Source organism: Alteromonas sp. Cnat3-28, assembly GCF_022348265.1.
GTDB classification, from domain to species: domain Bacteria; phylum Pseudomonadota; class Gammaproteobacteria; order Enterobacterales; family Alteromonadaceae; genus Alteromonas; species Alteromonas macleodii.
The window spans coordinates 140417-153348 of record NZ_JAKREY010000010.1; the positions used below are offsets into that span (position 1 = coordinate 140417).

8 protein-coding genes are annotated in these 12932 nt (G+C 46.0%); 5 read left to right on the top strand and 3 right to left on the bottom strand.

Annotation, left to right across the window (positions count from 1 at the left end; genetic code table 11):
* Positions 1-155: 155 nt before the first annotated feature.
* On the top strand, positions 156-3284 hold the full coding sequence (locus MHM87_RS12175; RefSeq protein WP_239259284.1) for a hybrid sensor histidine kinase/response regulator: 3129 nt from the start codon (positions 156-158) through the stop codon (positions 3282-3284).
* Positions 3285-3313: 29 nt separating this feature from the next.
* Here MHM87_RS12175 and MHM87_RS12180 read toward each other — a convergent pair whose 3' ends face one another.
* The 3 genes from MHM87_RS12180 to MHM87_RS12190 all read right to left on the bottom strand — a co-directional run bounded on the left by MHM87_RS12180 (position 3314) and on the right by MHM87_RS12190 (position 8460).
* Positions 3314-4009 carry a DUF2982 domain-containing protein gene (locus MHM87_RS12180; protein ID WP_014948013.1) on the bottom strand — a complete coding sequence of 232 codons (696 nt, stop codon included), beginning with the start codon at positions 4007-4009 and terminating at the stop codon, positions 3314-3316.
* A 165-nt stretch (positions 4010-4174) separates the two neighbouring features.
* A complete protein-coding gene (locus tag MHM87_RS12185) occupies positions 4175-7321 on the bottom strand; it encodes an efflux RND transporter permease subunit (RefSeq protein WP_239259286.1) in 3147 nt (1048 codons plus the stop codon).
* On the bottom strand, positions 7321-8460 hold the full coding sequence (locus MHM87_RS12190; protein WP_239259287.1) for an efflux RND transporter periplasmic adaptor subunit: 1140 nt from the start codon (positions 8458-8460) through the stop codon (positions 7321-7323). Before MHM87_RS12190 ends, MHM87_RS12185 begins: the two co-directional genes overlap by 1 nt.
* A gap of 129 nt (positions 8461-8589) precedes the next feature.
* Between MHM87_RS12190 and MHM87_RS12195 the strand changes: the two genes are divergently transcribed.
* From MHM87_RS12195 to MHM87_RS12210, 4 genes are all read left to right on the top strand, one after another.
* Positions 8590-9237 (top strand): TetR/AcrR family transcriptional regulator, encoded by a 648-nt coding sequence (locus MHM87_RS12195; protein ID WP_014975467.1) that lies wholly within the window; start codon positions 8590-8592, stop codon positions 9235-9237.
* A gap of 163 nt (positions 9238-9400) precedes the next feature.
* Complete coding sequence (locus MHM87_RS12200; protein WP_239259288.1) at positions 9401-10414, top strand: aspartate carbamoyltransferase; 1014 nt, start codon at positions 9401-9403, stop codon at positions 10412-10414.
* A 4-nt stretch (positions 10415-10418) separates the two neighbouring features.
* Complete coding sequence (gene hemL / locus MHM87_RS12205) at positions 10419-11699, top strand: glutamate-1-semialdehyde 2,1-aminomutase (RefSeq protein ID WP_014948008.1); 1281 nt, start codon at positions 10419-10421, stop codon at positions 11697-11699.
* Positions 11700-11853: 154 nt separating this feature from the next.
* Positions 11854-12927 (top strand): adenylate/guanylate cyclase domain-containing protein, encoded by a 1074-nt coding sequence (locus tag MHM87_RS12210; protein ID WP_239259290.1) that lies wholly within the window; start codon positions 11854-11856, stop codon positions 12925-12927.
* The last annotated feature ends 5 nt before the right edge of the window (positions 12928-12932 follow it).

Consider the following 12932-nt stretch of genomic DNA (forward strand, 5'->3'; position numbering starts at 1 on the left):
TTACTCATTGTATGGGTTGAGGGTTTGTTTTGTTATTCTTCAAAGAGAGTGGTTAAATAGCATTGGGTGAAATTTGCCGTTCAATTTTCACTCTTACAGTAAAACTAAAAAATAATAAAGCCCCTAATCAAACGGTAACGTAAGTACAGATAATCATGGCTATCTTTCGCGTATTCTTTTTTTTATTTCTTGTTGTAGGCAGTCACCTGCCTTCGAATGCCAGCGCGCAGCATATCGAGCAGCTCTTCGATGAAGAAAGTACGCTAGATTTATCAGACTCTCTGTATTTTTTATTTGAAACCGATTATCAGCTTACTATCAGCGATGTATCACGAAGACGCAATGACTTCCTTATGCATCCCCATGACAACCCTAACTTTGGGTTTCGTAATAATGGCATGTGGCTACTCACTTCTGTTGCCAATGTTTCAAACGATAAACACTGGGTGTTCTCAATAAATTTCAGCCAACTCGACAGTGTTGATTTTTATTTGGTGCAAAACGGCAAGGTAATAAAGCAAAGCCATCAGGGGAAAGCTCAAAAAGAACAGCGTTTTCGTGTTCCAACCTTTCGTGTTGAGCTGCCTGATAGCGATCCTGTCGACCTTTACATACGCATTGAAAGTCGCTCATCTAGCCTAATTGCACCACTTCGAATTCAAGCCGAACCGCTACATAGCAGCTACTTCCAAATGGACAGCTTGCTCTGGGGCTTTTTCTACGGCGGATTGCTTATTCTCGCTATTTATAACCTTGCTCTATTTTTTGGCGTGCGGGAAAAAAGTCTGATTGCCTATGTTGGCTATATCGCTGCGGTTATTTTGTGGCAGTTTGTGTGGGGCGGCCATACGCACTTGCTGTTTAGTCAGGGGCTCCCCTCTTGGCTGGTTGGACATTCCGAGCTGATATTCGTAATTATTGGTATAAGCTCAGGCTTTTTTACCAAGACGTTTTTGGAAACGGAAAAGCACGCTCCCACGGCACATCCCGTCATTAATTTATTGTTGGTTTGCCAAGCGTTAACAGGGCTAGTCTGCTTCGTCGATCTGCTTCCTTCTATTTGGAAGAACAACCTAGTATACGGCGTGGGTCTTGTGGCGATATTGAGTTATATCTACGCCGGGTTCGAAGCATTTTTCAATAAGTTTAAGCCCGCGCGTTACTTCATTTTTGCATGGAGTATGCTCGCCACCGGTGCGATTATTGGCATGTTAAGCCTTATTGGTATTTTGCCTTCCAACGACTTCACCACCTATTGTTTTCAGGTGGGTGTTTTCTTAGAAGCAGGGCTCTTTTCCTTTGCATTAATGGAGAAAAGCAGAGGGCAACTAGAAAGCGAAGTTGAGCAGGCAACTAACGATTTACGCAATAATATGGAGCTGATTGAAGAGCAGAATGCGCGTTTAGATATTGCCCGTAAAGACGCGATAAAGGCAAGTAACGTTAAATCTCAATTCCTGGCCAATATGAGCCATGAAATTCGCACGCCGCTTAATGCTATCTTGGGATTTAGCAGAGAATTAAACAATGCGTCGCTGCCCACTGACCAGCAAGAGCAAGTCAGAATTGTAAACACGGCCGCGGACAACCTGCTAACAATCGTTAACGATATCCTCGATTTTTCTAAGATTGAGGCCGGTAAACTGCAAATTAATAATCAGCCTTTCTCGCCCAATAAGCTGCTCGAAGAAATGGTCACTATCATGGCTAAATCTTCCCACAGCAAGCGCATCGAATTTGTATTTGATTTGCACCCGCTCCCCGAAAAGCTCATTGGCGATGTGTTTCGTATCAAGCAAGTGCTCAATAACTTGTTAAGTAATGCACTTAAATTCACGTCCAGCGGCACCATTACGTTTTCGGTGAGCGGACGCTCGCTTCCTCATGGTATTCACGAAGTAAATATTACCGTTGAAGACACAGGTATCGGAATAAGCCGACAAGACAGAAAAAAGCTATTTAACGCCTTCTCGCAAGTAGACGACGCCCTTAACCGTAATTACCAAGGCACTGGATTAGGTCTCGTGATCAGTCGAGAGCTGGTTCGCTTAATGAACGGTGATCTAACGCTTAAAAGTGTATTAGGCCAAGGCTCTACGTTTAACGTATCACTACGTATGAACCAGTTAAGCCAGAAATATGCGTTAACTAGTAGTGAAGACTGGAAAGGTAAGAACGTGGTTATTTTCGACCCGGTACCTGCAACACGTCGCTCAAGTGCAAGCATGTTATCGATTTTGGGTGCGCAGGTTACCTCTGTTGAATCACTAGATTATTTGATGTCACTTAAAGGCCAGTACGACTTTTTCATGGCAACTGTGCCGGTAAGTAAGATGGGATTGCGGGATACCTATTTAAGTCGTTTTGTACAATTCCCTGCGCAAAAGCGCATACTTTGGTATTCCGGCCCTGAACCTTTTGCGCAATACCCAAGCCTGTCGCAACATTTCCATTCACAAGCGCGTATGCCGATGACGCTTACCAAGTTAGATAGCCTGGTGCACCACCATACAACGCCAGCTAAAAATGCGATGCAAGAGAAAATAGGCACGCTACCAAAAGCTAAAATTCTTGCCGTTGATGACATGGAAATGAATCTTAAACTGCTGCATACGTGGCTCGATCATTCTCCTGTCGAGCTAACCACAACGATCAGTGGACAAGACGCCGTCAATCAGTGCCAGACTCAAGAGTTTGACTTAATTCTCATGGACGTGCAGATGCCAGGCATGGACGGACTGCAGGCCACCCGAGAAATTCGTAAATCACCGTTGAATATGGGTACCCCAATAGTGGCAGTGACAGCCCACGCGTTTAAAGAAGAGCAAGAAAGATTGCTTGCCTCTGGCATGGACGATTACTTACCTAAGCCTATTGAGGTTGAGCTACTTATTACGCTTATCAATTCGTGGTGCCACAATGTTGAGCCCGGTGAAATCGTCTTTCCCTCTATCGACTGGCAGCTAGCACTTAAACGAGCGAATCAAAATCAAGATACAGCAAAAGAAATGTTAGACAGTTTTATTGCGTTACTGCCCGAAACTATCGAGACACTTTCGGCGCTTTGGGACGATCAAGATTACAATGGGCTTAAGACCGAAGTTCACAAACTACACGGTGCGTGTTGCTATACAGGTCTGCCGCGCATGCAGCATTTAGCCAACGAAACAGAAAGCTCACTTAAACTTGGTCAGCACAAGCTAGTCGAGGAAAACTTACCAGCCCTTATTGCCGAAGCCAAGAAAGTGCTTAACGAGAGTAAATTGAAGGACAGCCGCAGCTAGGCGAATAAAGTCTAATTGCTACGATGAGCTTAGCTGGCTTCAGAAGACTGCCTAGCTTTCTGGCACTGAGCAATAAGTCCTGCAAACTCGCTGGCATCCCTATCTAGCTCTGAGCTCGCGATAAAAATATCATACCCAAGGCGCTTTCTTAGCTCTACCATACGATGTGCCAGCATAGCTTTAATGCCTTTAATGATGGTCCCGTCTTCCATAACGTACTGCTTATCGTCAAACATAGATTGCTCATAACAGCTTCCAGAGGCGCAATTCTCATCTGTGTTCTGCATTAGCAATGGCCGCTGCTCCATTAACAAGTGCGTTGCAAGCCGTGGTGAAATCGTATTGAGGAAATCCGTGTAACTTTTGATTTTGAAACCGATGGTTTCAAGGGGAATATGCTCCAGCCCATGACGAACACGGGGGCAATCTGCGCGCAGCAGGTTGTCCCAGTGAATACGCCAACTGCCCAGACGGTGGCGATAAGTAATATAGTCTTTGGCTATTTCCAAACTATAGTCGGGCTCACGAATTTTGAAGTACCCTACGAGCAAGCACACTAACGCGGCACTGGTGATGAAAATCCCCGCTAAGAACAGCCAATCGGGAAGAAAGGCTAACCACAGTGCCGCAACACACAAACCGATACAGCCCAGCACCAGGCTGGTAATACCGTTACTTTTCGAGGCAGCTCGGATATAGATTGGTTCGACACTAGTACCAGACATAAAAATACACCACCAACATGATTACGGCCCAAACGATATAAAGTCTCATGCGTTTACACTTAACGCAGTCGGTTTGCCACCAACGCAAAAGAGGATTTGATTTTCGCATACGCTAAGTAAGCCAAATTTATACGTGGGTTAAAAAGGGATAGTTTAACCGTAAAATTATGCCAATGTGTGATTTCTATAACGGTATCGTTGAAAAGCAGCCACTATAGTTGGCGTAAAGACTAACGACAAGATTACCGAGAATCCTACTCCACCAGCCAGCACCACGGCCAACGGCGGCCAAAAGCTACCTTCACTGAACAATAGCAAAGGAATCAATCCACCTACCGTTGTGAAAGTAGTCGATAAAATATGGCGGCTACAGCTCATGGTTTCTTCAACAATGGCTTTCGTGTCTCCCTGCTTTGCTTTGGGGTTCGCGTTGATAGCGGCAATGACCACTATCGATCCGTTGATTGCTACGCCAATAAGGCCTGCACAACCTAGCAGCGGATTAAACCCAACCGGCAATCCAGATATCCAAAGACTGAACATACCCAGCCCTACAGAAAGTATTGCCACTAATCCGATTACACCCGCCATGCGTAAGCTGGTAAAAGTCAGAATGAGCGTGGTTACCATAAGAACCAAAAGCACCGGCGCATAGGTCGCTAATTTACCTAATGCTTGCTGCTGTTCATCAGCGTCTCCAGCTAAATGAATACGATATCCTTCGGGAAGAATTAATCGACTTTCGAGCAGATCTCGCAAATGGTTACTTGCATCAATGGCCGGAACACCAGGAAGCAAAAACGCCTGAATACGGTTGAGTCTTTCACCATCGAGACGCGTGATACTGCTGGTTGCAGGCTGAAGCATTAAGTTTGTTACAGCAGCAAGTGGCGACCAAGAAATAGCATTGTCTCCTGCAACCGGAATTGGCATGGCGTCTACGCCCGTTACATTTTGTCTATACGCCTCGTCTAGCCTTACGCGTACAGGAATTTCTTCTGTGCTTTCCAAAACAGAACCACCAGTAATACCTGAAAAGTTTATCTGCATTTGATTGGCAAGCTCGGAAAGCGTAAGCCCCAAGTAAGACAGGTTATCGCTGTCCGCGTTTATTTTAAGCTCGGGTTCTCCCATTGAAACGCTGGTTATAGACTGAGAAATGCCGTCGACTTCAGACATTAACATGCGTACTTTGTCGCCTAGGTCATTCAACACATTCAGATCAGGGCCGAAAATCTCTACCTCAACAGGCGCCGCAATAGGCGGCCCCTGCCCAAAGGCTCGCACTACAATTTGTACTTCTGGATACGCGCTATCAAGCTCTTGTTGTAGTTTGCCCACTAGCGCAACAGCGTCATCCACTGTATCTGTCGACACCACAGCATTTGCGAAATAAGGCATGTTGTCACGCGTCATCATCTGGTTGTAGTACACCGACGGCGCAGAGCCCCCGACTAACCAACTAACTTGTTTCACGCCTTGCTCACTGCGAATAGCACTATCTATTTTTTTAACATAGCTCGTTGTGTTGTCGATACTGCTCCCTTCTTTGGTCCACAGGTACACTTCGAACTGGTCTCTATCTGCACTTGGGAAAAACACATTCGCCAAGGTGCCCGACAATACAAAACCCGATAAACAAAGGATAGCAATAACCGGTAATACCAAAATTGGCTGTTTAACCCATCTACCCAATTGCTTTTTAAAAGCGAGACTGAGCTCTGGCGCTTGTAATCCCACTTTCCACCACGCCTTCGATGCTATTTCATGTTGCGAACTATTGTCTTGCTTTGGCAAAAATCGGGCAGCGAGGGCTGCAATGATAGTAAGAGAAATAAACAGCGAGCCAATAAGTGCCATCACCACGCTAATGGCAATCGGGCCAACAAAGTCACCGATGTTTCCATCTAAAAGAAAGATGGGCATAAAGCCTAAAATGGTCGTCAGCGTTGAAGCCAAAAGCGGTACAAATAGATGTGAAACGCTTTTGGCCATAGCACCTACTCGCGTTAAATTAGGATCTTGTAAATTAATGCGAATTTCATCGGTAATAACAATGGCATTATCGATTAGTAAACCAATGGCGATGATCATGCCAAAGATAGACATTTGGTGAATTTGCTCGTCGTAAAAACTTAAAGAGAACAAGGCAAAAGCGGCGCATAAGGGAAGTGCCAGGCCCACAATCCACGCAGCACGAAACCCCATGAAAAGTAGAATAACCATCATGACCACGGCGCACCCCATAAGCAGGTTCATCGATAAGTCAGCAAGGCGAGTAGCGGTATATTCGTTTTGCTCAAATGCAACGGTCGCGGTTAAGGTTCCGCTGAAGTCTTTATTGAACTGTTCCACTACTGCTAATGCGTTTTCTGTCCATACATCAGAACGCAGCGAGGGCTGCATACGCGCTGCCACAAAGATAGACTCTTCACCATTTAGAAATGCCACTTCGTTGCGAGGGGTAGTGAAACTGCGCTCCACTTTAGCGACGTCTTCTACCCGTAAGTAGCGGCCTTGCTCGTTAACTAAGGGAATTGAAGCAATCATGTTCACGCCATTTAAGCCCTCTCCCACTGTAAAGCGCAAATTGCTTTGCTGGGAGTTAAGCATACCCGCAGGCAATTTGGGGTCGGCGCGGCTTATTAAATTGCTTACTTGCTGTAAGGTAAGACCCGTTGCAGCAAGCTTAATAGGGTCGATATTGACGCTAATTTCTTCCTGCGGTGCGCCGTATACACGTACTAACTCAGTGCCATTAACGTTTCGCAGCCTGTCTGTAAGTTCTTGAGCCAAACGCGCGGTGAGTGTAATAGGGGTATTTTCAAAGTGGTCTGCTCGCACAGATAGCAATAAAGTGAACGCTGTCGCGCCGCGCTTTTCATCGAAAACTGGCGCCATGGCACCTTCAGGGAATGACTCAGCGGCAGCGCCAATGGCATCGCGAATTTCACTGAATAATTGTTCGTTACTTGAATTATTTATCCAGTCTTGCGTCTCTATGAGAATGATGGAGATACCAGCACGCGACGTGGACTTCACTTCCTTTATTTCAAATATTTCTCTAAGCCTGTCTTCAAGCACATCACTAACCAAAGCCTCTACCCGTTCCGCCGACGCGCCTGGGTATTGAGTGATGATCAGTGCGTTTCGCGTATCTATTCGCGGGTCCTCAATACGCGGCAGAGAGCCTAATGCTGACAACCCTGCTGTGACTAGCACCAGAAGACTCAGTATGAGTAAATGCCCTCGTCGGTAAAATAAGGTATACCATGGATAAGATTTATCTGAGCCGAAGTTAAAAGACTTCATTAGCGTGCCCCAGCTCGATGTTGACTAGGGATTGATACCATTTGGCCAGGTGCGAGTTTGTGTGTACCTTCGCTTACGTAAACCTCTCCATCTTTAAGCGCTCCGCGCACAAACGCGTTGTTTCCGTCTGTATATACAACTTCCACTACACGGGCTTCAAGGGTGGCGTTTTGCTCGTTTGATAAAACAAATACGCGCCACAAACCGCGCAAGCCGTTGCTTAGCGCGTTAACCGGCAGCCAACTTCCTGTCTCAGAGTGAGAACGAAATCCAGATAAAATAGCCATATCACCGGGGCGTACCCGCTCATTACTATTTAATGTCACTAAAATATCAATGGTTCGCGTTTGCACGTTGCGAACAGGTAAGCGTTGCGTAACAGTACCCGCCACATCAATATCCCCGACGCTAACCAGCACCGGCTCATTAAGGTCAAACTGATCCACAACATCGGCAGGTACCGCGAAACGAGCCTGATAATTCTCTATGCCCGTAATTCCAAACACGGGGGTTCCAGCGCTAACTACACTGCCTTCATCAAAAAAGCGTCGATTGACTACGCCATCGAAGGGAGAAATAAGGGTCGTTTTTTCTATTTCTACATTCAGTGATTCAAGGGCGGCCTGCATTTCACTAACTTGGGCCTTAGCGACATTTAAACTTGCCTTTACTTCGTCTAGTCGCTGTGCTGATTCTAGCTTTTTCTCAACCAACGACGTGGTTCTTTCGCTATTTACTCTAGCAAGCTCAAGGTCGGCGTTCGCACGCTCAAGTGAGGCTTGAAGCTCACGTTTTCTGGCGTTCAGACGCTGAACATCTTGACGAGCTAGAACATCTCCCTTGCTTACTACATCGCCCTCTTCAACAAGTAAAGTATTGACTTGCCCTGCCATATCGAATGAAAGCGAAGTGGCCCGTGGGGATTCGATAAGCCCAAAAACATTGATTGGAGTTTCAAAGCCCGATTGAATTTTGACTGTTCCAGTGGACACTGCAACGGGAACTCTTGCCTCTGGCGTTTGTGTCGCATTGCCAAGACCTGCTGTCATCAAAAGAATGACCAACGCTGCAGTAAAAACGGCAATAGCGATAATAAGTGAGAGTTTGCCACTTTTAGAAGGCGTCGTTGCAGCAGTCATAACATTTCCTTTAACCAGTTTAGCGTTTGCTCTGGGCTATATTTGCATACTTATTGTGCTATGCTAGTATATAAATACTAGACCGTCCAGTTTGATATTTAAATATTCGTCAATAAAGTGAGAACGAACGTGGCTACCACTCGAAAGCAAGGCCGACCTAAGAGCGAAGAGAAATACCATCTTATATTGCATGCAGCGTCTTGCCTGTTCTTAAAAGAGGGCTTTGCCAACACATCTATGGACACTGTGGCTAAAGCCTCTGGTGTGTCTAAACAAACGGTCTATTCTCATTTCGAAGGAAAAGATGCTCTTTTTAAAGCGGCAATCTCATCGAAATGCAGATCATACCAACTCGACACCCAGCAACTTATCGACGCCACTTCAGGCTCACTCTCACTATTAGAATGTTTACGAAAAGTTGGCTGTCAATTTGTGCGACTATTACAAGATCCTGAAGCCATTGCTATCTTTCGAGTAATTATAGCTGAAGCGGTAAATAGTCCTCATGTGGCAACACTTTTTTATCAGGCTGGCCCAGAAGCTTCCCTATCTACATTGAGTGATGTCATAGAGAAGTTCGGAGAAGGTAGCTTAAGCCGTGATATCGCCCAACAGCTGGCAGTTGACTATTGCGCCCTGCTTAAGGGGGAATATCACACAATGATGCTGTGCGGCATACAGTCTCCGCTTCAAGACGAAGCGATTACAGCCCACGTAAATAGCGCGGCTGAAAAGATCCTTTTACTCTTTACCCACTATACTCAGCAACACAATTAGTCGACATATGCGCATATGCACACTTGCGTTTTGATTTGTGGAAAGCCCTTTTCAATAAAACGCCAAACTGAGAAAAACCTAAGGCAAGATTAACGTTGCGCTAATGACTTAACCCCAGCGGTATTATAAACTAGCGCCGTTTTCGTTGATGATTGAGAAGCGCATGTCTGACTTTACCGGTAACCACATTCTTTCGGTTAATCAATTCGATCGCGAGGCCATTGAGAAAGTGTTCTCAGTTGCCAATTCCATGCAACCCTATGCCAAACGACAAAAGCGCACAACCGTGCTAGATGGCGCCATTCTCGGTAACCTGTTCTTTGAGCCAAGTACCCGTACGCGAGTTAGCTTTGGTACCGCATTCAACCTTTTAGGTGGTGAAGTTAGAGAAACCACCGGCATGTCGAGCTCTGCGCTGGCTAAAGGTGAGTCATTGTACGACACAGCCCGTGTGCTGAGCGGCTATTCCGACATTATTGCAATGCGACATCCTGCGGCGGGTTCAGTGGCAGAATTTGCCGAAGGTAGTCGTGTACCTGTTATCAACGGTGGTGATGGTGCAAACGAACACCCAACCCAAGCACTGTTGGACTTGTTCACGATTAAACGCGAACTGGAATACAATGGCCACGGCATTGACGGCTTACACATCGCCATGATTGGTGATTTGCGCTACGGCCGAACAGTACACTCTTTATCTCGCTTGTTATGTTTGTTTAAAAACATTCGCTTTACGCTCATTTCGCCAAAAGAGCTGGCCATGCCTCAGCCCATCATAGACGCCATCCAAAATGCGGGGCACCAGCTTACGATTACCGATACCCTTGAAGGGAATATGGATGCGGACATATGCTATCAAACACGCATTCAGGAAGAGCGCTTTCCTTCTCAAGAAGAAGCCAACAAATACCGAGGTAAGTTCCGCCTTAATCAGTCGATTTACACGAAACACTTTCAGTCGAAGACCGTTATCATGCATCCACTTCCACGAGATTCACGTATGGAAGCCAACGAATTAGATAACGATCTAAACCTCAATCCAAACCTCGCCATTTTTAGACAAACCGACAATGGTGTACTTGTCAGAATGGCATTGTTTGCGCTTACTCTGGGTGTAGAAAACCTTCTCACTAAGTACGAGCGTGACGTTGTTTGGTACAGCAATAAGAGTAAGTAATTACATGCAAAAATCTGAAGCCCTATTTACCCGCGCCCAAAAAACCATTCCTGGTGGCGTAAATTCACCCGTTCGCGCTTTTAAAGCGGTAGGCGGTACACCTCGCTTCATCACGAAAGCTGATGGCGCTTACATGTGGGATGCGGATGGTAAGCAATATATTGACTATATTCAGTCTTGGGGCCCTATGGTTCTAGGTCACAATAACGCCCAAATTCGCGAAGCGGTTATTGAAGCGTCGTATAACGGACTGTCTTTCGGTGCACCTACCGAAGCTGAAGTGATCATGGCTGAGTTGGTTAGCGAACTGGTTCCATCTATGGAAATGGTACGCATGGTGAACTCTGGTACAGAGGCCACCATGTCAGCTATTCGCCTGGCTCGCGGCTACACGAGCAGAAACAAAATTGTTAAGTTTGAAGGCTGCTACCACGGGCACGCCGACTCACTGCTAGTGAAAGCGGGCTCAGGGGCGCTAACCCTTGGTGTACCAAGTTCACCAGGTGTTCCAGCAAATGTTGCTGAGCATACGCTTACCGTTGAATACAATAACCTAGACAGCGTAAAAGAAATCTTCGAAGCCCATGGCGATGATATTGCGTGCATTATCGTTGAACCTGTCGCAGGTAACATGAACTGTATCCCTCCTGTGGAAGGCTTCCTTGAAGGACTTCGCGCTATTTGTGACCAATATGGCAGCGTATTGATTTTTGATGAAGTAATGACAGGCTTCCGCGTATCTCGCGGCGGGGCGCAAGAGCGTTACAACATCAAACCAGACCTGACTTGCTTGGGTAAAGTCATTGGCGGCGGTATGCCAGTGGGCTGTTTTGGTGGCCGTCGTGACATTATTACTCACATAGCACCGACAGGGCCAATTTACCAAGCGGGTACGCTTTCTGGTAACCCGGTAGCAATGGCTGCAGGTCTTGCTGCTTTAACGCAAATAAAGCAGCCTGGACTTTACGATTCAATTTTCGAAAATACGCAAACGCTAGTGGATGGTTTCCAAGCCCTTGCTGACAAACACAATATTAGTCTAACTACTAATATTGCCGGCAGTATGTTTGGGATATTCTTTACTGACGTAGAGAAAGTCACGAACTACAAGCAAGCAATTAACTGTAATACCGAGCAATTCAACAAGTTCTATCACGGTATGCTAGAGCAAGGCGTTTACTTAGCACCTGCATCTTATGAAGCGGGCTTTGTTTCTAAAGCGCATGACGCTGCAGTCATTGAGCAAACCCTTGCTGCAGCAGATAAAGTGTTCTCAACGCTTTAAGTTAATTCCTTTCTGGTAATTTTTGCACTAATACGCCCACCGTGGCGTGTTAGTGCCTCTTCTTCATTGCTTCTCTCATACGTAACGCTTGAATTCCTCGCGGGCTAGATTATTAGCCTTCATTTAAAAGCAGTTTATAGGTGTGGTGTTATCAATGGATTGGCAGTTTGGCGCTATTTGCGCGCTTTTTCTCTACAGTGTCGCTATCACAATTTTGCACGTAAGGCGCAGCCGTCGGTTTTCATACAGAGCTAGCCAATTTAAACGTGGGCGTCATGTCTCCACCACTGTCGCAAAAAACGACGACGAAACGCACTTTCACACAGCTGCCGATGAGGCCCAAAGGCTTACACAAACCTTTCAAAAATTCATTCCAAAGCAGTTTGTGGAGCACATGTCGAATTCTGACGTAGACGCGCTGGGTCTTGGCTATGCGGCAGAAAACGACGTTGCGATTATGTTTTGCGATATCAGAGGCTTTACTGGTTTTTCTGAACGTATTACGCCACAAGAGTTGATGAACTTTCTTAATTCTTATTTCACCAGAATGAACGATCCTATTCATCAAAACCACGGTTTTATTGATAAGTTCATGGGCGACGCCATTATGGCGCTGTTCGATCATCGCGAAGGATCTTCACAACAAAAAGCTATGGATGCGGTTAATGCTGCGCTCGACTTACGCAAAGCCCTGACAATATATAACGGCCATAGAAAGAACAGTAACTACGAACCAATTAATATGGGAATAGGTATCCACTTTGGCCCTGTTATTATGGGTACGGTAGGTTCAGAAGATAGGATGGATACCACCGTCATTGGCGATAGCGTAAACATTGCTTCTCGCTTAGAAGCTTTAACCCCCAAATACGAGGCGGATATTATCGTAAGTGCCCAAGTTCTTCAGACCATAGGCTCTGGCTTCCCAATTAAAACCCGCTTGCTTGACTGGGTAAGAGTGAAAGGACGAAAAGCGCCAATTGAAATATACGAGGTGTTAAGCCACCTTTCAGAGAGTGAGCAGGAAAAGAAGTTGGCGGTTCAGACCAAGATTGCCGCAGGTATCGCATGCCGTATAAATCAGCAGTGGGACGAGGCCATTTCTTTTTTTGAGACCGCTGTCGCTATGAGCCCAAACGATTCGCTAGCGCATCATCACATAGATGTTTGTCGAATTTACAAAAGCGTCGATTTTAAGGAGGATTGGGATGGTGCGCTAGTCTACTAATCCCA